General features: G+C 68.5%; 22 protein-coding genes. 9 read left to right on the top strand and 13 right to left on the bottom strand.

Annotated features, from left to right (window positions below):
• Window positions 1-54: 54 nt before the first annotated feature.
• Window positions 55-1,269 carry a PP2C family protein-serine/threonine phosphatase gene (locus AVL48_RS13880; RefSeq protein ID WP_061982781.1) on the top strand — a complete coding sequence of 405 codons (1,215 nt, stop codon included), beginning with the start codon at window positions 55-57 and terminating at the stop codon, window positions 1,267-1,269.
• A 29-nt stretch (window positions 1,270-1,298) separates the two neighbouring features.
• Here AVL48_RS13880 and AVL48_RS13875 read toward each other — a convergent pair whose 3' ends face one another.
• The 3 genes from AVL48_RS13875 to AVL48_RS13865 form a co-directional block, all read right to left on the bottom strand.
• Window positions 1,299-1,763 (bottom strand): hypothetical protein, encoded by a 465-nt coding sequence (locus tag AVL48_RS13875; protein ID WP_061982782.1) that lies wholly within the window; start codon window positions 1,761-1,763, stop codon window positions 1,299-1,301.
• Window positions 1,764-1,893: 130 nt separating this feature from the next.
• The gene (locus AVL48_RS13870) at window positions 1,894-3,312 is read right to left on the bottom strand and encodes an amino acid permease (protein ID WP_061982893.1); all 1,419 of its coding nucleotides are present in this window, start codon (window positions 3,310-3,312) and stop codon (window positions 1,894-1,896) included.
• 63 nt (window positions 3,313-3,375) lie between these two features.
• Window positions 3,376-3,972, bottom strand: coding sequence for a TetR/AcrR family transcriptional regulator (locus tag AVL48_RS13865; protein WP_061982783.1), 597 nt, complete (start codon window positions 3,970-3,972; stop codon window positions 3,376-3,378).
• A gap of 72 nt (window positions 3,973-4,044) precedes the next feature.
• Between AVL48_RS13865 and AVL48_RS13860 the strand changes: the two genes are divergently transcribed.
• The 3 genes from AVL48_RS13860 to AVL48_RS13850 all read left to right on the top strand — a co-directional run bounded on the left by AVL48_RS13860 (window position 4,045) and on the right by AVL48_RS13850 (window position 6,706).
• Window positions 4,045-5,073: an alpha/beta hydrolase gene (locus AVL48_RS13860; protein WP_074038125.1), complete on the top strand. Its 1,029-nt coding sequence runs from the start codon at window positions 4,045-4,047 to the stop codon at window positions 5,071-5,073.
• A gap of 130 nt (window positions 5,074-5,203) precedes the next feature.
• A complete protein-coding gene (locus AVL48_RS13855) occupies window positions 5,204-6,034 on the top strand; it encodes an alpha/beta fold hydrolase (RefSeq protein WP_061982784.1) in 831 nt (276 codons plus the stop codon).
• A gap of 231 nt (window positions 6,035-6,265) precedes the next feature.
• A complete protein-coding gene (locus tag AVL48_RS13850; RefSeq protein WP_061982785.1) occupies window positions 6,266-6,706 on the top strand; it encodes a histone-like nucleoid-structuring protein Lsr2 in 441 nt (146 codons plus the stop codon).
• On the opposite strand, the gene AVL48_RS13845 is transcribed toward AVL48_RS13850, so the two are convergent.
• From AVL48_RS13845 to AVL48_RS13825, 5 genes are all read right to left on the bottom strand, one after another.
• Window positions 6,699-8,048 (bottom strand): MFS transporter, encoded by a 1,350-nt coding sequence (locus AVL48_RS13845; RefSeq protein WP_082857638.1) that lies wholly within the window; start codon window positions 8,046-8,048, stop codon window positions 6,699-6,701. The two genes, AVL48_RS13850 and AVL48_RS13845, sit on opposite strands and share 8 nt — an antisense overlap.
• Window positions 8,045-8,383, bottom strand: a complete 339-nt coding sequence (locus AVL48_RS13840) for a VOC family protein (protein ID WP_244162379.1) — start codon at window positions 8,381-8,383, stop codon at window positions 8,045-8,047. Before AVL48_RS13840 ends, AVL48_RS13845 begins: the two co-directional genes overlap by 4 nt.
• An 8-nt stretch (window positions 8,384-8,391) precedes the next feature.
• The gene (locus tag AVL48_RS13835) at window positions 8,392-8,559 is read right to left on the bottom strand and encodes a hypothetical protein (RefSeq protein WP_061982786.1); all 168 of its coding nucleotides are present in this window, start codon (window positions 8,557-8,559) and stop codon (window positions 8,392-8,394) included.
• A gap of 63 nt (window positions 8,560-8,622) precedes the next feature.
• Window positions 8,623-9,237 carry a DUF2238 domain-containing protein gene (locus AVL48_RS13830; protein WP_061982787.1) on the bottom strand — a complete coding sequence of 205 codons (615 nt, stop codon included), beginning with the start codon at window positions 9,235-9,237 and terminating at the stop codon, window positions 8,623-8,625.
• Window positions 9,238-9,478: 241 nt separating this feature from the next.
• Window positions 9,479-10,258 carry an isocitrate lyase/PEP mutase family protein gene (locus tag AVL48_RS13825; protein ID WP_061982788.1) on the bottom strand — a complete coding sequence of 260 codons (780 nt, stop codon included), beginning with the start codon at window positions 10,256-10,258 and terminating at the stop codon, window positions 9,479-9,481.
• 191 nt (window positions 10,259-10,449) lie between these two features.
• Between AVL48_RS13825 and AVL48_RS38305 the strand changes: the two genes are divergently transcribed.
• The gene (locus AVL48_RS38305; protein WP_082857637.1) at window positions 10,450-10,782 is read left to right on the top strand and encodes an effector-associated constant component EACC1; all 333 of its coding nucleotides are present in this window, start codon (window positions 10,450-10,452) and stop codon (window positions 10,780-10,782) included.
• A gap of 77 nt (window positions 10,783-10,859) precedes the next feature.
• Here the strand turns inward: AVL48_RS38305 and AVL48_RS13815 are convergent, their stop codons facing one another.
• Window positions 10,860-12,104, bottom strand: a complete 1,245-nt coding sequence (locus AVL48_RS13815; protein WP_061982789.1) for a PucR family transcriptional regulator — start codon at window positions 12,102-12,104, stop codon at window positions 10,860-10,862.
• 89 nt (window positions 12,105-12,193) lie between these two features.
• Here AVL48_RS13815 and AVL48_RS13810 point away from each other — a divergent pair, with 89 nt between their 5' ends.
• Genes AVL48_RS13810 through AVL48_RS13800 form a run of 3 tightly spaced genes read left to right on the top strand, consistent with a single transcriptional unit; the run spans window position 12,194 to window position 15,431 of the window.
• Complete coding sequence (locus AVL48_RS13810) at window positions 12,194-13,687, top strand: flavin-containing monooxygenase (RefSeq protein WP_061982790.1); 1,494 nt, start codon at window positions 12,194-12,196, stop codon at window positions 13,685-13,687.
• Window positions 13,684-14,583 (top strand): alpha/beta fold hydrolase, encoded by a 900-nt coding sequence (locus tag AVL48_RS13805; RefSeq protein ID WP_061982791.1) that lies wholly within the window; start codon window positions 13,684-13,686, stop codon window positions 14,581-14,583. The genes AVL48_RS13810 and AVL48_RS13805 overlap by 4 nt, the downstream gene beginning before the upstream one ends.
• Window positions 14,580-15,431, top strand: a complete 852-nt coding sequence (locus tag AVL48_RS13800) for an SDR family NAD(P)-dependent oxidoreductase (protein ID WP_061982792.1) — start codon at window positions 14,580-14,582, stop codon at window positions 15,429-15,431. The genes AVL48_RS13805 and AVL48_RS13800 overlap by 4 nt, the downstream gene beginning before the upstream one ends.
• Here AVL48_RS13800 and AVL48_RS13795 read toward each other — a convergent pair whose 3' ends face one another.
• The 3 genes from AVL48_RS13795 to AVL48_RS13785 form a co-directional block, all read right to left on the bottom strand.
• Window positions 15,432-16,109 carry a TetR/AcrR family transcriptional regulator gene (locus tag AVL48_RS13795; protein WP_082857641.1) on the bottom strand — a complete coding sequence of 226 codons (678 nt, stop codon included), beginning with the start codon at window positions 16,107-16,109 and terminating at the stop codon, window positions 15,432-15,434.
• An 85-nt stretch (window positions 16,110-16,194) separates the two neighbouring features.
• Window positions 16,195-17,505, bottom strand: coding sequence for a lipase family protein (locus AVL48_RS13790; RefSeq protein ID WP_061982793.1), 1,311 nt, complete (start codon window positions 17,503-17,505; stop codon window positions 16,195-16,197).
• Between the two features lie 89 nt (window positions 17,506-17,594).
• The gene (locus tag AVL48_RS13785) at window positions 17,595-18,782 is read right to left on the bottom strand and encodes an MFS transporter (protein WP_061982794.1); all 1,188 of its coding nucleotides are present in this window, start codon (window positions 18,780-18,782) and stop codon (window positions 17,595-17,597) included.
• Window positions 18,783-18,836: 54 nt separating this feature from the next.
• On the opposite strand from AVL48_RS13785, the gene AVL48_RS13780 reads away from it, so the two are divergent.
• Window positions 18,837-19,580 (top strand): AraC family transcriptional regulator, encoded by a 744-nt coding sequence (locus AVL48_RS13780; protein ID WP_061982795.1) that lies wholly within the window; start codon window positions 18,837-18,839, stop codon window positions 19,578-19,580.
• A 54-nt stretch (window positions 19,581-19,634) separates the two neighbouring features.
• On the opposite strand, the gene AVL48_RS13775 is transcribed toward AVL48_RS13780, so the two are convergent.
• Entirely contained in the window at window positions 19,635-20,792 is a 1,158-nt protein-coding gene (locus AVL48_RS13775; RefSeq protein ID WP_061982796.1) for a thioester domain-containing protein, read from the bottom strand.
• Window positions 20,793-21,451 lie beyond the last annotated feature (659 nt).

Genomic DNA, 21,451 nt, shown 5'->3' with positions numbered 1-21,451 from the left:
ACATACCGCGTGCCCAGGTCAGGCACCGGTTCCGGTGAGCAGGAGGCTCCAGAAGTGGACAGATCCCTGGCAGTCGAACGCGTTCTGCGCGGCGTCCAGCCCCACGCGCTGCTCGACGGGCTGCGTTCGGCGTTGCAGGAGCATTTCGGAGCCAGGTCCGTCGACCTGCTGATGGCCGACTACAGCCTCACTGAACTACGCCGGGTGACGTCGCTGCCCTACACCGCGGAGCCGATACCGGTCTCCGGCACGACGGCGGGCAAGGCCTTCACCGCCCAGCAGGCGACGTTCGACACGGACGAGAACGGCGTACGGGCACATCTCCCGGTCACCGTCCGTGGAGATGGCATCGGTGTCCTGGTCGTCACCCTGCCCGAAGAGCCGGAGCCGCCCGTGTGGGCCGAGCTGGGCCGGTTCGCCGAAGCACTCGGCCACGAAGTCTTCGTCGCCGATCGCGACACCGACCTCTACGTCCAGGCACGCCGCTCCTCCCGGCTCACGCTCGCCGCCGAAATGCAGTGGCAGCTGCTGCCCGGCCGTGCCTGTGCCCGCCCCGAGTTCGCCTTGGGAGGCCAGCTCGAACCCGCGTACGCCATCTACGGTGACTGCTTCGACTGGTCGGCTTCCGCGCACAAACTGGCGGTCACGCTGATCAACGGCATGGGGGAGGGCACCAGTGCCGCGTTGCTGACCAACCTCGCGGTCAACGCGCTGCGCAACGCCAGGCGGGCGGGCATCGGCCTCGACGCGCAGGCCGAACTCGCCGATCAGGCCGTCTACGCCCAGTACCGCGGCCAAGAGCACGTCGCCGCCCTCCTGCTGGAATTCGACCTCGCGACCGGCGAGATCAACGCGGTCGACGCCGGTTCGCCCCGCCTGTGGCGGCTGCGGGACGGCGAAGTCGAACGGCTCGTCTTCGACGAACAACTCCCGCTCGGCACGTTCGAAGACACCACCTACACCACCGAACGCCTCCAGGCGTTGCCCGGCGACCGCTTCGTCTTCGTCAGCGACGGCGTGTACAACGTGCCCGGAGCGCACGGGGAACCCTACGGCGATCGAGACCTCGTCCAGGCTGTCGTCGCGACCACGAGCCTTCCCGCTTCCCACGTTCCCGGCGCCGTCCTCGACGAACTGCGCTCCCGCCGCGAGGGCGACCTGGCCGCCGACGACGCCATGATCGTCTGCCTCGACTGGTTCGGCTCGAATCCGAGTGCCGAGCGGGCATCCGACATCGCGACCGCGGTCGCCGGCGACACCGAGAACTGACAGCACATCCGAACGGACGCTTGGCCCGTTCAGCGGGCTTCCGGGTGCTGGTCCGGCGGGTGACCAGGCTGGATGTGGCCGGGCCGGGGGTTCGGGAAACCCGGCTGGGCGGCCATCGGGTAGTTGACCGCCCCTGGGTGCGGCGCGACGCCGGGCTGCCGGGACGGACGGCCGCTCTTGAGGACCGCGATCGCGACCAAGAGCCAGGAGAGCAGCGCGGCGGCGTCGAGCGGGACGCCGACACCCATGAAGATCAAGCGGAGTTCGTCGCCGCTGAGCTGCCCGGACGCGACCCAGGACGACACGTTCGACACCACGAACTGCCAGACGATGCTCGCGGCCGTGGCGACGAGCATGACGACGAAAGCGCCCACCATCAGGCCGGAGACGCCCTTGGCGCGTCGCTTGATCGAGAAGATCAGGCCGAGGACCCCCACCACGAGCAGCAACACCCGGGGAATGGCCTCGATGATCGTGTACGTCAGGTCTGACATGGCTTGCCTTTCACCGCTTTCCGCCGGGATCGAGCCGCCCGGTCCACGCCACGGCGATCCTATGCGGACGACGCCCCGCCGGGGCGCGTTCGGCGGAGATCGTCCGCTTGGCGATCCACAATGGACACCATCACCTCGCGCTGCGCTGCTCGCCGGGGCCGGCGAGCCGGGAGCGGCGCATGCTGTAACCGAAGTAGATGAGCAGACCGAGCGCCATCCAGCCGGCGAAGACGATCCAGGTCGCGCCATCGAGGCTGAGCATCATGTAACCGCAGCACAGCACCCCGAGGATCGGCGTGACGGGGGAGAACGGCACACGGAACGAGCGCGGGGCCTCCGGTTGCCGCCTGCGCAGCAGCAGGACGGCGACGTTCACCAAGCCGAAGGCGAACAGCGTGCCGATGCTGGTGGCGTCGGCCAGTTTCCCGAGCGGGATGAACGCGGCCAGCGCCGCGACGAAGCCGGAGACCACCAGGGTGTTGACCCGGGGGGTGCCGGTCTTGGGATCCACTTTGGACAGAGCGGCGGGGACGAGGCCGTCCCGGGACATCGAGTACAGGATGCGGGTCTGTCCATAGAGGACGGTCAGTACGACACTGGAGATCGCCACGATGGCGCCGACGGCCAGCAGCGCGGCCCACAGCGGGTTGTCGGACACGGCACCGAGCACGTGCGAGAGCGCGGCCTCCTTGCCGTCGAATTCCTGCCACGGCAGCGCGCCGACGGCCGCCACGGCGACCAGGCAGTACAGCACGGTGACGATCGCGAGCGAGAGCAGGATCGCTCTCGGCAGATCCCGTTGGGGGTTCTTCGCCTCCTCGCCCGCCGTGGAGGCCGCGTCGAAACCGATGTAGGAGAAGAACAGTTTCGCCGCGCCGGCGCTCAGCCCGGCCAGGCCGAGCGGCAGGAACGGGGCGAAGTTCGCCGCCCGCACCGCGGAGAACGCGATCGCGCAGAACAGCACCAGCGTGCCGACCTTGACCGCGACCATGATCGCGTTGGCCCGCGCGCTCTCCTTCGCGCCGGACAGCAACAGGAACATGGCGAGCAGGACGACGACGATGGCCGGGACGTTGACGATCCCGCCTGAGCCCGGTGGCTGGCTGAACGCGTCGGGAATGGCGAAACCGAACGCCAGCCGCAGCAACTCGTTGAGGTACTGCCCCCAGCCGACGGCCACCGACGCCACCGAGACGCCGTACTCGAGCACCAGGCACCAACCGCAGACCCAGGCGACCAGTTCACCGAGCGTGGCGTAGGCGTAGGAGTAGGACGATCCGGACACCGGGATCATCCCGGCGAGTTCGGCGTAGGAGAGCGCGGAGAAGAGAGCGGTGATCCCGGCGAGCACGAAGGACAGCACGACCGCGGGCCCCGCCACGGGTACCGCTTCGCCGAGCACGACGAAGATCCCGCTGCCCAGCGTGGCGCCGATGCTGAGCATGGTCAGCTGCCCGAGCCCGAGGGAGCGCTTCAGCGTGCCGTGATCACTGTCGGCGATCAGATCGGCGACCGGTTTCCGCCGCACCGCCGCGGCTCGCAGAGTCATGCCGAGGACCGTATCCGCCGTGCCGGACACGCCGGACAGCAGATCGTTGCCCGGTCACCTCGATTACCGGCGATTCGTCGAATCGTGGCCGCCGCGGGGGCGGCCGAAGTAGCGCAGAACCATCTCGACCAGCGCGGTGACGTCGGCCTCGACCATCGGCGCGCCGGTCATGCCCATCCGGTGCAGCAAGGTTCCGACGACGATGTCGACGAAGAGCAGGACCCGGTCCTCCGATTCGCCGAGCGCGTCCTGGAGCGCGATCCGGTAGGGGTCCTGCAGCCGGGTGGACAGGATCTCGCGCAGGGCCGGATCGTGGACGGCGTCGACGAACACGCCCGCGAACGCCGCGCCCACCCCGGGGTTCCCGATCTTCGCGGCGATCCAGCGGATGCTCGAGGTCAGGTCCTCGTCCCGGCTGACGCCCTTCAGTGGTGCCGGTCCGAAAGCGTCGACGAGGCAATCTGTGATCAACGCCCCTTTCGACGGCCAGCGACGGTAGAGCGTCGTCTTCGCGACCCCCGCCGCCGCGGCGATGCGGTCCATCGTCGCGCCCGCGTAGCCCAGTTCGTGGACCGTGCCCAACGTCGCGGCGAAGACCGCGGCGTCGATGCCCGCGCGTGGCCGGCCGGGCGGCTTGGCGGAGGCGGCCGCTGGAGTCATGGCACCACCATAGCAATTTCGCTACGATCAGTATCGCTACTATCGGTAGCGTAACCAGGCGATGGAGGAGACATGGGCGAACACCTCGGAACGCAACGGCCACCCAGGGGTATCCGGTTGCTGCAGGCGCTGGGGAAGGAACCGGACTGGTCGGCGATGACCGGCGAGGAGCTGGCCACTTTCAGCGAGACGGTGAATCGCAAGCGAGCGTCCCCGCTGGCTCGCGTGATCACCGGGTTCCCGGACCGCGGCGCCGAGATCCGCTGGGAAGAGGTCGCGTTACCCGGCAGGCTGCTCCCGGTCCGGGTGTACCGGCCGTCACCGAAGCACGGCGGTGAGAGCGCCGCCTTGCCGCTCGTGCTGCATGTCCACGGCGGCGGGTTCGTCGGGACGGCGGTGCAGAGCGACTGGGTGAACAGTCACCTCGCCGCCCGGCTGCCGTCGGTCGTCGTCTCGGTCGAGCACCGTCTTCTCCGTCCGGGGACTCCGCTGCTCTCGGCTGTCGACGACGGCTGGGACGTGCTGAACCACGTGGTGCGGCACGCCGCGCGATGGGGGATCGACCCGGAACGGGTCGCGGTCTTCGGCGAGAGCACCGGCGGTGCGATCGCCGCGCTGAACACGTTCCGGGCCAAGGAGTTCGGCCTGCGCCTGCGCGCACAGGTGCTGGTCAACCCCGCGCTCGATGTGACCGACGAGGGATTCGGCCATGCCTCGATGACCCAGTACGCGGACAGCCCGACGCTGAACATGGCGCAGATGCGGCTGCTTCAGCGGTTGGCCGTTCCGCCGGGCAGGGATCCTCGGGCGCTGTCGCCACTGCGGGCCGACGAGCTGAGCGGGCTGCCCCCGGCGTTGCTGGTGGTACCGACCTTCGACCCCCTTGCCGATCACGCCCGCCGGTACGCCGAACGGCTGCTGGAGGCCGGGACGCCCGCGGTGCTCACCGAGCATCCCGGGGCCACCCACGCGTTCCTCAGCATGCCGGGCGTGGTGCCGCAGGCCAAAGCGGCGCGGGCGGAGATCACCGAATTCCTCCGGAGCCGTCTGTGCACGACGGGCCAGGAACCTGACGGCACGTCTGGTCACAACGGGGGCTGACGCGGGGGAACTTGCCGGGCGGCATTCTCGGTCGCCCGCGCCACCCGGGACCGGGCGAATGGCAGGAATGTGTCGGGAGATGTCTTTTCCGATACTGGGACTGGAAGCCGGGCCCGGTCACAGTGATCCCATGGGTGCGACGGAAGCAGACATCGTGCGGACCGCGGCCCGGGTCGAGGGTGAGACGGCGAGCTATCTCACCGTGCGCCAGGACGGCCCGGTGGTGCTGCTGTTGCACGGAACATATTGGAGCCGCGTCTGGCTTCCCGTGCTGGGCAGCCTGGCGAGGGCGGGGCTGCGGCCCATCGCGGTCGACTTCCCCGGGACGGGGCGGTCGGGAGGAGAGTTGGCCTTGGAGACGGCCACGGTCCCGGCCCTGGCGGAGTGGACGACGCGTTTCGTGTCCGTACTCGAGGTTTCCGGGCCGATCGCCGTGGTGGGGCATGACATCGGTGGCGCGGTCGCGCAGCATCTCCTCGCGCGCGAACTGATGCCGATCCCCCGGCTGGCCTTGGTCAACTCGGTCATGTACGACTCGTGGCCGTCGCCTCACGTGGCGCGGCTTCTTCGGGTGGCGGCCACCGGCGAAGAGTTTCTCACCGCTCGCCGCAAGGCTTTGACCACGGATCTGGCCGGAGCCGCCACCGAACAGCGCATCGCCGAATACCTGGATCCGTGGACGGACCCTCGGGTCCGCCGCTCCTGGCTGGCCATGGCGGGTGCGGCCGCGAGCCGCTACACGCTGGATCTCGTTCCCAGGCTGCGCCGATCCGCGACGCCCAAGTTGCTGATCTGGGGCGAGGACGACCGCTTCGAAAAGGTGGAATACGCCGAGAAGTTCGCGCTGGAGATCCCGCGAACCACCCTTGTCCGCATCCCGGGCGCGAGCCACATTCCCACCGAGAACGCCCCGGACCGGATCGGCCGCGCTCTTGCCGATTTCCTCGGGTCTCAGTGCTGATTGCCCCGCTTCCCAAGGAAATCAGCCGACGGTGTCGATCAGCCGGGCTGGGCGCGTGTCCACATCGAACAGTGGTCGAGGGAGAACCCGTTGACGTCGCGGAAAACGGGTTGTGGGCAACGCCTCGTGCCGGCGGACGGGTGTCATGCCGCCGGTTCGGTGAATCCGCGCTAGGCTCACCAGCGATTGTCGATGCGGAGGACCTCCCGCGGACCTGGTGAAAGGCTCTTCATGGCTCAGAAAGTCGTCGTCCAGATCGTGGACGACCTCGACGGCGGGACCGCGACGCAGACGGTTCCTTTCGCGCTCGATGGTGTCACGTACGAGATCGACCTCTCGGACGAAAACGCCGACGCGTTGCGCGAGGAGTTCGCGCGGTACGTCGAAAACGGCAAGCGCGTCGGTGGCCGTCGCGTCAAGGTCGCGGCGGGACAGGCGACCGTGCCCGGCGCCTTCGACGGTGCGAAGAAGCCGACCGACCGCGAGCGCAACCAGCGGGTGCGCGCCTGGGCGGGGGAAAACGGTTACTCGATCGCCGAACGCGGCCGGATCCCGAACGACATCTACGAGGCCTTCGACGCCGCGGAGCAGGAAGCCGCCAAGCCGAAGCCCGTCGATGACGCTCCGGCGCGTAAGCGTGCGCCCAGGAAGAAGAAGACCGCGGTCAGTTAAGTCCCTTCTCCTGTGGTGGCCGCGCGACGCGGCCACCACAGGAGCCTGGAACAACGCCGCTCCGGGCGGCCGCGCACGCGGAAGCGAGCAGAGCGGCCGCGAACAACACGTACGAGGTGAAGAGCCCTCCCGTGCCGGCTGACGAGCTCAAGGTGCCGCCGATCGCGCGTCCCCAGAGCTGCCCGAGGCATTCGGCCGTGATCACGGCGGTGGCCAGTTCCGCGGCGGTGAAGCCGCTCGTTCCCGCGGTGGTCGCCCGGAGGTACAAACCGGGATAAGCGAACCCGACCCCGATTCCGCCCAAGGCCCACGCGACGAGCGCCACGGCGAACGAGCCGCCGACGGCGAGTTCGATCGCCAGCACGGCCGTGGCCAGAGCGGTCAAGCCCAACCCGGCGACGGGGAATTTCCGCGCCGCGGTGAATCGTGTGGCAACCAGGCTCGTCACCGCCCAGCAGAGCGGGGCGGCGGCGAGGACGATCGCCGCCTGCCCGAGACTCACCCCGAACCCACGCGTCAACAGCACGGTGATCAAGCTGTCCGCACCGAAATAGCCGACCGCGAACAACACCATCGCACCGAGGGCGGCGGGAGTCCCGTGCCGCAGACGCGTGGTTCCCGCAGGCAGGATCGCGATCATCCCGGCCACCGTGAGCACCGCACCGAGGGCCGCGAGCGGCCACCATCCCACGCCGAGCACGACACCCGCCGCGCCCAAGGGCACCAGCAGAGTCCTGCCCAGCGGCCGCGGCGGTCCCTCCTCGGCCGGAGCGTCCCGGATGGCACGCACGACCAGCAACCGTCCGAAAAGGACGAAGGGCACCGGCAGCAGCAACGTCCAGCGCCACCCCACGAGATGGTCCAGCGCGAGTGTCGCGGCCGGACCCACCAGTGCCGGCAGGATCCACATCGCCGACGACGCCGCGATCACCCGGACGCGCAGCCGCTCGTCGAGATGCCGGATCGCCGAACTGATCCCGAAAACGGCCAGGAGCCCGCTGGCGAGCCCGGCGGTGAGCTGTCCCAGTGCGAACATCCACGCGACCTGGGCGCAGGCCGCGAGCGCGAGCCCGCCGAGGTAGGCGCACATCCCGGCGGCCAACGTGCCGCGCGGCCCCCATCGCCGCAACACCCGGCTCGCCAACGGAAGCGCGACGAACAACCCCAGTGACGAGCCGGCGATCAGCAACCCGAGATCGCTTTTCGCGGCCAGATCATCGGCGACGATCGGAAGCAGGCTGGAAGCGACGAAGCCCGTCACCGCCGCCGCGAACTCGAGCACGACGACGCCGGTCGCGATGGCCAGCGGCCTCGTTCGCCCCGCGAGGCGGCCTTCGGTCATGTGTAGAGGTCTCGGTCGTACAGGTTGAGTTGCACCCAGACGCCGTCAGGATCCTGAACGCGCAGAGAGTGGCCGAAGCCTTCGTCGACGGGCGGCTCCGGCGCGAATCCGGCTGCCCGCAAGCGTTCCGCCACATCCTCGAGCGGCTCGCCGACTTCGAAGGCCAATTCGCAGCGGCCGACGTCTTCGCCGGACGCGCGATGAATGGCCAGCATGCCGCCTTCCGCGGGCATTTCGATCCAACCGCCGGGGCGCGACGTCGACCCGACGCGCAAGCCGAGCGCCTCGTAGAACCGGGTCATGGCCGCGACGTCCGAGCTGTAGCGGATCGGCATCACTCGCATCATGATCGTTCCTCGCTGGGGGAGTGGCTCTGTCGCAGGTGGTCCTCGAGCACGCGCTCGACGAACGCCGAGAGCGATTCGTCGGCGTCCACGGACGCGTGCTTCACCCGCCTGATGAGGTCGGCCGGCAGATACACGCTGAATTGCCGCTTGGCGACCTGAGTCATGCCAGTATGCTAGCAAATGAGCATGCGGGCATACTAGCCATAGAGACCGTGATCGGCCCGGCTTCACCGTCCGTCGAGTTGCCGGTCGTGCACCCGGCGCCAGACGAGCAGGGAAAGCACCGCGCCGCACAGGCAGAGGAACATGTCCCACTGCGTGTCCCAGACATCTCCTTGGGTGCCGAGGAAATCGTCCGCACCCGACCCGGCGAGCAACGCGCTGAACCATTCCACGAACTCGAAACCGGCGGCGATCGTCAGGCAGACGCAGACGGTCAGGAACCCGGTCCATCCACCGGGTCGCAACGGTGTGCGGCGCAGGAGCACTTCGCGGACGGCGATCGCGGGGACGAAGCCCTGGACGACGTGGGCGAACCGGTCGTAGTTGTTCCGCTGGGTGCCCAGGAGGTGCTGAACCCATTCCCCGGCCGGGGTTTCCGCGTAGGTGTACTGGCCGCCGTAACACAGCACGATCGCGTGCAGTACCAGCAGCCAGCAGAGCAGCCGCGTCAACGGGAACCGGCGGCGCAGCGCCACCACCAGCGGCAGCCCGATCAGTACCCAGACGACTTCCATGAACCAGGTGCCCGGCGACCTGGCTTGGAGCCCGGTCGCGGCGAGCACGACGACCACCACGCCGGCCAGCAGTATTCCTTCGGCCCGGCCGACTCCGCGCACCATGGAAAAACCCTACAGCGACGTGAAGATCGCCGCAGGTTCGTCAGCTCCCCTGGTGGCCGGAACGGAGTTCATCTGGCGGGACGAACCGCCGGTGTTTGCCACGTACCGGGTGCGGCCGGATTCTCCTTATGTGCCAACAAAGTACGCGCTTCAGGCTGATCAGGGTGCTGATCACCTTCCGCGGGCGGACCGGTGGTGGCAAGGACGTCCCCTCGCCGCCACCGGAACCGAGATGAGCCGGTCAGTTCAGCTTGCGGGTGTCGGCGGGCAGGCCGCCGCCTGCGTAGACGTCCTCGGCGAGCTTGGCCAGCGCGGTGAGGGCGACGTTCTGGCTCCACGGACCATAGGAAACCCGGGAGACGCCGAGTTCCCGCGCGGTCGCCAGCGGGATCGAACCGGGGATGCCGATGAGGTTCACCTTGCGCTCGCCCAGCGCCTCGACCAGCCTGCCGACCTGCGTCTCGTCGAGTTTGCCGGGTACGAAGACGTTCGACGCGCCCGCGTCGAGGTAGGCGCGGCCGCGGGTGATCGCCTCGGCCAGCACCTCTTCGGGGTCGCGGTCGCCAGCCTTGAGGAAGGCGTCCGTGCGCGCGTTGAGCACGAAATCGACACCAGCGGACTGAGCGGCGGCGACAGCGGCCTCGACGGCCTTCACGGACTCGTCCAGCGGCTTCATCTGGTCTTCGAGGTTGCAGCCGACCGCGCCGACCTCGATCGCCCTGGCGACCGTGCCGCCCGGGTCGCCGTAGCCTGCTTCCAGGTCGGCGGTGACCGGGAGATCGCCAGCCGTGCGGACGATGAGCGCGACCTCGGCGATCATCTCGTCGCGGGGGATCTTCTCGCCGTCGGGGTAGCCACGCGAGGCGGCGATCCCGTGGCTGGGGGTGGCGAGGGCCTGGGTACCGGGGGTCTCGGCGACGACCTTCGCGGTGATCGCGTCCCAGACGTTGACGACGAGCAGCAGGTCGGGGGCGGCGTGCAGTTCCTGCAGTCGGGTGGCCTTGTCGGCGGTGGAAACCATGCCCCCAATCTAGAGCGCCGGGTCGGGACGGGTCTCACGCCGCCGCGATGAAGCGGTCCGAGCCCGCTCGATCCGGGTTTCCGTCACCGGCCGGTAACGGGAATCACCGGTCAGATCTCAAGACGGAATTCTTGTTACGCCTCGAGCCCGGGCCACGACCTCTAGGAAAGTCATGTTCGAGTGGAGGTCTCGTGGAGCTAACCATCAACGCCGGCGGTGACGAACAAGCGCTGAAAGAGTTCTACAACTGGCTTCGCGACGACGTGGACTTGGTCCGGTCCGCGACGATCAGCACCGCGGCGTCCCGGGGTTCGGAGGAAATGGGGGCCTTCGAGGTCATCTGCATGTCCATCGGCTCCCTGGCCGGCCTGGCCAACCTCGGCATCGCTTGGGGCGCTTTCCTCCGCTCCCGCAAGGAAACTCCGCCGTTCACCATCACTGTGGAGGGTGAGTTGACGGAGGAGCAACATGCCATGTTCGCGAACCTGGACCTCCCGCGGGTCGTGAGTGGCGATCCGGGTTAGTACATGATGGCCCCCTTCCTTGCGCTAGGCGCAGTGAAGGGGGCCTTCATGTACTGGGGCAGGTGTGAAGGTCGAGCCTAAGCTCCACTTCCCAGCCATCGCAACGTTTCCAACGCGACGGCCACGTTCACCGCGTTCTCCGCCAACGGCCGGGGGAGCAGCTCGTCGGCCCGCGCCAGCCGCCGGACGACGGTGTTCCGGTGGGTGTAGAGCCGTTCGGCGGTCCGTGTCGTGTTGCCGAGTTCGCGCACATAGGACCGGACGGTCTCCCGTGTTTCCGCGTCGGCGTGCCGGAGCTCGCCGAGGGTGTCGGCGACGAACTCGCCCGCCTGCGCCGGATCGCCGGTGAGCAGGGCGAGCAGCTGGATGTCCTGATACCGCGCGATCTGCTGCGGTGAGGTGAGCCGGGCGAGCATCCGCTGCGTGGCGGCGGCGTCCAGATGGCTGCGGCGGAAGCCGTCGATGCCGCTGCCGGGCCGTCCCAGCGCCACGCGGACGTCGGGGTGCGGCGCGAGTTCTTCGGCGAGCCGGTCCGCTCGCGGCGGGGTCCGGCCGGGCAGCCAGACCCAGAGGGCGGCGGCGCTGGCGACGACGGTCAGCCGGTGCGAAGCGCCACTGGCCCTCATAAGCGTTTCCGCGGCGGTTTCGAGCTGTTGGGACGACGGCGTGGCCGAGCCGCTCCAGACGATCGCGGCCGTATGGGGCCCGGCGAGCGGGTAACCCAGCTGCGCTTCGGCCCGCGATCGGCTGATGGGCGCGCCTTCCAGCAGCAGGGTGACCGCGGCGCGCCGTTCGGCGTGGGCGCCGCGGGTCAGTTCGGTGCGTTCGGCGGCCATCCGCTCGGACACCGCCGCCACAGTGTCCTCGATGAACGTGGTGATCGACAGCGACGAGACGTCCAGCAGTTCGCGGAGCAGCATAGGGTCGGCGGTGAGATCGAAGCAGATCTCGATCCACCGCCGCCAGGCCACGCCTTGGGCCCGCCGGTAGGCGTCGAGGCCGCCGGAGTCGAAGCCCCGGCGCACCATGTCGCGGGCGCCGTCGAGCACTTCCTGGTTCAGATTGGCGGGGACCCGCCTGCCGGGATGCTGCACGTTGGCGGCCGCCCAGTGCAGGAGGTTCGCCAGATTCGCGCGTTTGGTCCCCTCGGTGAGCACGGGGTCTTCGGCCACCGCGCGCATACTGTCCCCGCCGAGCGCGGCTTCGTGCAGCTCCTCGATCCATTCGGCGCGTGGATGCAGGACGATCTCCGCCCCGCGCCGGAAGAGGTCCCGCGCCTCCGGGGACAGGGTGGGCCATCGCGCTGCGGCACTTTGCACCATGGTTCCATGATGGTGGTGCGGATAGCACTAGCGCAATGCCTCCGTGAACCCGCATCGTGGAGGGAACCGAGACGAGGCTGGAGTACCGCATGACGACGAGCACCCCCGTCGAGCACCTCGACGTGGTCATCATCGGTGCCGGAATTTCCGGGATCGGGGCCGCGCGCTACCTGAAGACCGGGAACCCGGGCAAGAAGTTCGCCATCCTGGAGGCCCGCGGCGCGTCGGGCGGCACCTGGGACCTGTTCCGCTACCCCGGCATCCGGTCGGACTCCGACCTCCACACCTTCGGCTACGAGTTCAAGCCGTGGCGGGACAAGCAGTCCATCGCCGACGCGCCGCGGATCCTTTCCTACCTGCGTGAGACGGTCACCGAGAACGGACTCGAACCCAGCATCCGGTACCACCACAAGGTGGTCTCGGCCGACTGGTCGAGCGACGAGGCCCGCTGGCTGCTCGAAATCGAACGGACCGACACCGGCGAGCGCACCCGGTTGAGCGCGGGCTGGCTGTTCAACGCGGGCGGCTACTACCGCTACGACGAAGGCTTCACCCCGAGCTTCGAAGGCCGGGACCGCTTCCAGGGCACGGTCGTGCATCCGCAGCACTGGCCGGAAGAGCTCGATTACGCCGGCAAGCGCGTCGTCGTGATCGGCAGCGGCGCCACCGCGGTCACCCTGATCCCGGCGATGGCCGGGACCGCGGCGCACGTCACGATGCTGCAGCGCACCCCGACCTACGTGATGCCGGTGCCACGCGAGGACAAGATCGCCAACGGCCTCCGCAAGATCCTCGGCGAGGAGCGGGCCTACGCGCTCACCCGCCGCAAGAACATCCGCAAGGGCCTCGCGGTCTGGCAGTTCTGCCAGAAGTTCCCCAAGCTCGCCCGCTCGCTCATCCGCTACGTCAACAAGAAGCAGCTTCCCGAGGGCTATCCGGTCGACGAGCACTTCAACCCGCCGTACGACCCGTGGGACCAGCGGCTGTGCGCGGTGCCCGGCGGCGACCTGTTCGCCGCCATCCGCAAGGGGCACGCCGACGTGGTCACCGACAGGATCGCCACGTTCACCGAAAAGGGGATCCTGCTGGCATCCGGCCGGGAGCTGGAGGCGGACATCATCGTCACCGCCACCGGGCTGAACCTCCAGGTGTTCGGCGGCGCCTCGTTCAGTGTCGACGGCGAACCGGTCGTGCTCTCGGAAACCGTCGCCTACAAGGGAATGATGCTCTCGGGCGTGCCGAACCTGGCGTTCGCGATCGGCTACACGAACTCGTCGTGGACGCTCAAGATCGGCCTACTGTGCGAGCACTTCTGCCGTCTGCTCGCGCATATGGACGCCCATGGGCACGACGTCTGCCGTCCCGTCCTCGCCGACCCGGACATGCCGACGCGGCCGTTCCTGGACTTCGCCGCCGGGTACGTCCAGCGCGCTCTCGACCAGCTGCCGCGCCAGGGCGACCGTATGCCGTGGCTGACCTCGATGAGCTACCACTCCGACATCAAACTGCTGCGCGCGGACGACATCACCGATCCCGAGCTGCACTTCTCCCGCGCCGAGGTCCGGGAACCGGTGGGCTCATGACCGACGAGTTCGCCGACCTTCCCGGCGGCCCGCGGATCTGCTACCGCCAGGACGGGCCCGCCGACGGCACCCCGCTGGTGCTCATCGCCGGTCTCGGCCTCGACCTCACGTCCTGGCCGCGGCGGATGATCGACGGATTCACCGGCCAGGGATTCCGCGTCGTCCGGTTCGACAACCGGGACGCGGGCTGCTCCGATCGCATCAAGGCGCCGAATCCGGGCAAACTCCGGCAACTGCTGGCCAAACCCCTCCCGGGTGCCTACGACCTGGGCGACATGGCCGCCGACACCGTCGGTCTGCTGGACCATCTGGGCATCGAGAGCGCGCACCTGGTCGGTATGTCGATGGGCGGCATGATCGCGCAGACCGTCGCCGCCAGGAACCCCGGCCGCGTCCTGTCGCTGACGTCGATCTTCTCCACCACCGGGCACCGCAAGGTCGGGCAGCCGGCGCGGTCGACGTTGCTGCGCATGGCGAGACGGCCCGCGCGGACGGTCGAGGAATCGGTGGTCGGGCATCTGGCGATGATGGGCCACCTCGGCTCGGCCTCGTTCCCGCTGGACAAGGACGTCGAAACGGCCTGGGCCACCGGCCTGTGGGAGCGGGCGGGCGGGCGGCGGGCCCGCAGCGGCATCGCCCGCCAGATCGGCGCGATCCAGGCCAGCGGCGACCGCACCGCCGAACTCGGCCGCATCACCTGCCCGACGATCGTCGTCCACGGTGACGGCGACCGCATGGTCCACCACAGCGGCGGGCGCGCGACCGCCAAGGCCGTGAAGGGCGCTCGTTACGTGGAAATCCCCGGGATGGGCCACCACATCGCCCCGGACCTGGTCGATCGGCTCGTCGAGCTCACCACCGGCCTGGCCTCGAACCCGACAGGAGAAGTCCGATGAACGCCGTTCGTGGCAAGGTCGCCGTCGTCACCGGCGCGGGCTCCGGAATCGGACGGCAGCTGGCGCTGGAACTGGCGAGGCGTGGTGCCCGGCTCGCCGTGTCCGATGTGGACGAAACCGGTCTCGCCGAGACGGTCGCCGAAATCAAGGCCCTTGGTGCGGAAGCAGAAGGCACCACGCTCGACGTCGGCGACCGGGCGGCCTTCGTGGCGTACGCGGCCGCGGTCGCCGGGCGATTCGGTGTGGTGCACCAGGTCTACAACAACGCCGGAATCGCGGGCGGTGGTCAGACGATCCTCGAAACCGACTGGGAGAGCTACGACCGCACGCTGGCCGTCAACCTCTTCGGCGTCATCAACGGCACCAAGGCCTTCCTGCCGCACCTGATCGACTCCGGTGACGGACACGTCGTCAATGTCTCCAGCCTCAACGGTTTCATGGCCCAGCCGACGCTCACCGCGTACTGCGCCAGCAAGTTCGGCGTTCGCGGCTTCACCGAGGCGCTGCGCACCGAGATGATCCGCGACCGGCATCCCGTGCACGTGACGGTGGTGCACCCGGGCGGGGTCAAGACCGGCATCGCCTCGTCGGCGCTGAAGGAAGCCCAAGCCCGCGGCATCGAGCCCACCGCCGAGCAACTGGAGCGTGTCCGGCTGTACAACGAAAAGCTGCTGAAGATGCCGGCCGAACGGGCCGCCCGCATCATCGTCGACGGCGTCGAAGCGGGGAAACCGCGGGTGCTCGTTGGCAACGACGCCAAACTCGTCGACAGGCTCGTCCGGCTGTTCCCGCGCCATTACCCGAAGCTGATCGTCGACTTCGAACGGCGGCGCTTCGCCCGCTCGTGATCAAGGCCGGGAGGCGTCGATGCCCTGGTGCCCGAACAATCCGAGCAGCCAGGTGTAGCGGACGGCCTCCCGTGCCTGACCGTAGGCGTCTTCGGTGGCGTTCCAGATGGCCTGCGTGATCAGCTCGATCGTCGCGGCGACGACCGTCCGCGCGGTGAACGGCGGCGGTGCGGGTAACGCGGGATCGGTGGCACACAGCCATTTCGCCGTCCGGTCGAAGACGGCTTCCCCCGCGCGCAAGGTGGTTTCACGCGCTTCCAGCCCGGCGTCGCCCAGCGCGTAGATCTCCAGCAGGACCGCGCGGACGGCCGTCGGGCGGCGGTGCACGTAGTCGACGAGGAAATCGCAGCAGGCGGTGACCGCGTCCAAGGGGGTAGCGGCTTCGGCAGCCACGGCGACACCCTGCGCGATGAATTCGGCGGTGGTCTGGCGGTAGGCGGTGAGGAACGCGTCCTGCTTGTCGGTGAACTGCTCGTAGAACGACGTTCGCGACACTCCCGCGGTGGCGGTGAGGTGGCCGATGGTGGTGGCGACATAGCCGCGGGTTCCGGTGTTCTCCAGGACCGCGTCGATCAGCCGGGCGCGCTGGGTGCCCGCGACCTCGTCGCGGCTGAGGTTGTGCGGCCCCTTCGGCAGCTTGCGGCGTGCCGGAAGGGCGGCGGGTTCTCGCTCGGTCACCCGCAGCACGGTACCGGTCCGTGAAGGCCTCCTTCCCTACCCTGAGAGTAGGAAAGGAGGCCTTCACGGACATCCGTGCGCGCGGTCAGCCGACCGGCACCTCCGGCGCGAGGGAGTTGCCGGGCGCGATCTTCCCGCAGGAGGACGGCGCCGCTTTGCCCGCGAACCGGTCGTTGAGCCAGCCGATCGCCAGCGGCGCCCAGACGACGGCCGCCCCGACGTGGCTCAGCGTGTTGTACTGGTCGTACTTGACCGATTTGTTGCCGGTTTCGCAGTACTGCCGGGCGAGCGCGCGCACGTCACCCGCCACCATCACCCCGTCACCGGTCCCGATACCCGGCGGATTGCCGAAAGTGCCTTCCAGGACGCCGTTGTTGCCCTGCGCGATGAAGGCGGGGACGGTGGGCGTCGGCGCCGAACCGAGGTTGACCTTGTTCACGGCCTCGACGTACGGCAGCACCGTGTTCGGGTTGACGTATTCGGGTTTGACGAACTTTTCCCACGTCAGCCCGGGATAGCGGCCGATCGCGTCGACGATCGACGCCTTCTCCATGTCCTTGAGCACCTGGAGACCGTAGGAGTTCGCGTACGGCTTGAGATCGAGTTCGAACGACCGGGCGATGCCGATGAGCGCCATCGGGATTACGCCGGTCCACGCGACACTTCCGTTGACGTACTTGAGATTGTGCGAGGGTTTGACGAGCACCCCACCTTCGGTGAAGCCGACGAGATTCTTGTTGACCTCGGGTGCGTAACCGGGCGCGAGGGCCGCCGCCCACCCGGTCGCGATGGCGCCTCCCGAATACCCGAGGAGACCGAAGCGCGTCTTGCCGTTCATTCCCGTTTCCGGGGCGCGGGTGGCGGCGCGGATGGAATCCAGCGTGTTGGTGCCGTATTCCGGCCCGGCCGCGAAGTTCGCGTCCTGTCCTTCGGTGTCGGGAATGACGACGTTGTAGCCCTGCAACAGGGAAGGTGCGATGAGAAGCGACTCCGCGTTCGCGATCAGGCCACCGAGCGAGACGTCACCGGCGATCGCCCGCGACGGCCCGTGCTCGGGATTGAGTGAGTCGTAGAACGACTGGTACGAAACGGCTTTGGTGCTGTCTCCGGTGAGGCTGCGGATCACCGAAGTGACATTGGCGGACGGTTTCCCCAGCGCGTCGGTGGTCCGGTAGAGCAGCTGGGTCACCTTGAGCGGCGTGGAAATGCCGATGACGTGGTAATTCAGCGTCCGGGTCTTCAGCACGGTGCCGGGACTGTACGACGACAACGGTTTGCTGCCGTCATAGCGGTAGAAGGAATCGGTTCCGGGAGCGGCGGTGGCGGCGGGCGCGGCGATGAAAGCGAGGACGAGCGCGATCGCGACGGCCAGCAGGGGTGCGGGCTTTTGGATCATGACTCCCCTTTGAATCATGAAGTGGATCACAGTGGGATGATCCGGAACCTACCAGCCGGTAACTCATGATGTACAGATGCGTACACGATTTATCGACGCAATTTTGACACGGTTTCTTCGTGCGACGTTCCGGTTTGGACAGAGCCCGGCTCCGGCAGGGTCCGCGTTGTGATCCAGCACAAAGCCGGCAAGGCGATCAGTGGCAGCAAGGCCGTTTGAAGGGACGTGTGATCGGCGATCGTGCCGATGACCGGACTCGCGAGGCCGCCGATGCTGACCGTCAGGCCGAGGGTGACGCCGCTGGCGGTGCCGACCCGGGTGGGCAGGTAGTCCTGCGACAGCGTGATCTGCAGGGAGAAGGGGACGTACAGGCCCACCGCGGCCAGCAGGACGAACAGGAAGAAGCCTGGGCCGGGCACGAACACGACCCCGGCCACCGCGACGACCGTGCCCAGATACGACCAACGCACGAGGATGACCCGCCCCCACCGCTCCGCCAGCCTGCTGCCCAGCAGGGTGCCCGCCGCCCCGCCGAGAAAAAGCAGGAGCAGCGCGGCGCTGCCCGTCGTCGTTCCGCCGCCGGTCCGCTCTTGGGCGTAAAGCGAGACGAAGGTGCTCAGCCCGATGAAGACGATCGAGCGGAAGACGACGGCCAGCGACAGCTTCCCGAACGACTTCCAGTCGTCGGATCCCGCCGGCTCGCTGTCATCGCGACCTCCTGCCAAGGAGGGCTTGGCGAGTGCGCGCAGCACGGGCAGGCAGAGCACAGCGCCGGCCAGGGCCGGGACGACGAGCAGGGGAGAGGCCCGCAGCCCGCCGATCGCCATGACCGCCGCGACGAGGACGGGGGCGGCCGCGAACCCGATGTTCCCGCCGAGCGAGAACCAGCCCATCGCGGTATGGCCGCCGCCGCTAGCGCTCCTCGCGGCCCTGGCCGCTTCGGGATGGTAGGCCGCCACGCCGATTCCGGACACCGCGACGAAAATCAACGTCAGCGCGTAAGAATCGACGAACCCGCCGAATCCGATGCCGACCCCGCCCAGGATCGTGCTCGACGGCAGCAGCCACGGCATCGCCCATCGGTCGGTCAGCGCCCCGAACAACGGTTGCGCCACCGAAGACAACAGCGACGCGGCCAGCACGATGCCCGAAACCGCGGCGTATCCGTAGGCACGCTCGGCGGCGAAGAACGGCACCAGCGCGGCCACCGAACCTTGGTACACGTCGACGCAGGCATGCCCGGCCGACAGGAGGATGATCGTTCTGTGCTTCGGCATGCGGCCATGCTCGCCGCGGGTGGTCGTGTCGCGCTTCCGATAAAATGACAAACAATGACGGAAATCCGCCACTTGCCCGCGGCACCGACGCAGGTCCGGTCCCTGGCCTCCGGCGCGACGATCGACGCGCATCGCCACGACGAGCACCAGGTCGTCTATGCCGCCCGTGGGGTACTGGCCGTCACCACCGACAGAGGCTCCTGGGTCGCTCCGGCCACAAGGGCCATCTGGGTGCCCGCCGGAACCGTGCACGCTCATCAGGCGCACGGAGACCTCGAACTCCACCTCGTCGGCCTGCCCGCCGCCGAGAACCCGTTGCGGCTGACCGAACCGGGCGTGCTGGCCGTCGGCCCGCTCCTGCGCGAGCTGATCCGCGCCTACACCGGCCCGCCGCGCGCGGACACCCCGGAACGGCGCCGGCTGCGCGCTGTCCTGCTCGATCGGCTTCGCGCCTCACCACAGCAACCTCTGCACCTGCCGACGCCCGGTGACCCGCGGTTGCGCGCGCTGTGCGAGATCCTGAGTGCCGACCCGGCCGACAACCGGACGCTGGCCGCCCTCGGTGCCCGGGTCGGGGCCAGCGATCGCACTCTCGCCCGGCTCTTCAAGGCCGACCTCGGCATGACGTTCCCGCAATGGCGAACCCAGCTGCGGCTTTACCGCGCGCTGGTCCTCCTTGCCGACAACACCCCGGTGACCGCGGTGGCGCATGCCTGCGGCTGGGCGTCCACCAGCGCGTTCATCGACGTTTTCCGCCGGGCCTTCGGGCATACGCCGGGGACGCATTACGACCGGTGAACGAAGAACGGGGCCGGTCCACGTGGGCCGGCCCCGTTCTTCGTGGGTACTTTCTTACGCCTCGCTGCGGCGACGACGCACCAGCAGCACCATCAGCACACCCGCGCCGAGGAGCGCGCCGCCGATGGTCAGCGGCAGGGCCGCGGAAGCGCCGGTGTTCGCCAGCTCGTTGCCGCCACCCGACTCGGCGCCACCGGGGGTGGTGGGGGCCGGGGTGTCGGTGACGGGCGCGCCGCCCTGCTTCCAGCTCGCGGTGGCGTTCGCGACGACCGAGGTCTTCTCGGACTCCGCGACGATCAGCGACTGGGCGGGGACCTTGGCGTAGTTCTCGCCCACGAACAGGCGGCCGGTGTCGAGGTGACCGCTGACCTTCAACGCGAACGAACCGGAGCCGTCCTTGGCGTCCTTGGGAACGTCGACGAAGATCTTGGTGCCGTCCTTGATGGCGCCGGCCTTGATCTCCTTGCCGTCGGCGTCGGTGACCTTGACGCCTTCGGGCAGCTTGCTCGTCAGCGCGGTGATGTCACCGGTGGTGGCGACGCTGAACGGGCCGATCCGGGTGCCGGTCGCGCCCGAGGCCTTGGCCGGGCCGATGTCCAGGGTCGGCTTCGGCTGCTGTCCGATACCGACGTTGTCCTTGCCGGTGAGGTAGTCGTAGAGGGCCAGCACGTCGGCGGACTCTTCGGCGCTCTCGTAGGGCAGCGGCTTCTTGCGGTCGAGGTTCTTGCCGTCACTGAAGTGCCAGACCGCGGCCTGCGTCGCGGTGACGGCCTCCTCGACGGACAGGCCGTCGGTTAGCTTGACGTCCTTCTTGCCCAGTACGCCCTCGAGCGACTTCACGGCGACCGCCGGGTAGCCGTGGTGCAGGACCCAGTTGATCTTCTCGTTGTTCTTGTTGAACGGCGAGGCGGCGTCCGGGTACTTGTTCCAGGGACGTTCGATCATGTCCTGGTCGGTGCGCATGCCGACCTCGACCTGGACGCAGTACATCTTGAGCTTGCTGCCGTCGGAGAGCTTCAGCCCGAACAGCTTCGCGACGTAGTGCTGCCCGCTGTCGAAGTTGACGCTGAAACCCTCGGTGCCCGAGCCTTCGACGACCCGGCCACGCGCCGCGCCGTCGTCGGCGAGGGCGGCCGGAGCGGCCATCGTCAGCGCGACGGCCGCGGAAGCCACCGCGATCCCGCCGCGAACCAGAACTGACCTGCCGTGCATGTGTCTCCCATCCGAATACGGACCACGAAATGCCAGTGCCGTGTGCGACCACAGGCCCCGACCGCAACGGCTCGCCCGAACAGGGGATGAGTAATCCCATCGAGCGAGAGCGGAGCATACAGAGGTCACACAAGCGGCTACTCCTGGGCATGGACTATGTCCGAATTGCCCCGAAAGAAGGATGAACGCCACGGAAACGATCTTGGGCGAGTAGATGACGCGGTGTCACTGCGGTCTGAGCCCACCTGCGCCCTGCGCTCGGTCGTCCCGAACCCCACGACGCGGGCATTCAGGCGGAGTCGCCCAGTGTAAAAAAAGAATCAATCGGCATGTCCTGAAGCGCTTCTTGAAAAGGTTCCAGTATCGTCCCTTTTCCGGTCGATATCCGGCTCGCCGCAGGCCGCGGATTGCGGGATTGGCGACTGCGGAAGCGTGAGCGGGGTCGAAGTGCGCGAGATCACAGTACGTAGTGATGCCACTCGTCCCTCCTGCGTTCAGCGGTATCTATGCCTTCCGAATCGCGCAATAGCCTTGCTTCTTTCGGGTGGATGTACCGGGTTCGCCGGGGAAGGTCCTGCTCGGCGAGGTAGACAGGGAGATTCGGGGATTTGTCGGGAGTTCTCGGATGAGACGTGGCGGTACGGCACGATGTGGGTCCG

Origin of the sequence: Amycolatopsis regifaucium (genome assembly GCF_001613935.1) — a bacterium.
In the GTDB taxonomy this organism is placed as follows: domain Bacteria; phylum Actinomycetota; class Actinomycetes; order Mycobacteriales; family Pseudonocardiaceae; genus Amycolatopsis; species Amycolatopsis regifaucium.
This window is presented reverse-complemented; position numbering and strand designations above follow the sequence as displayed.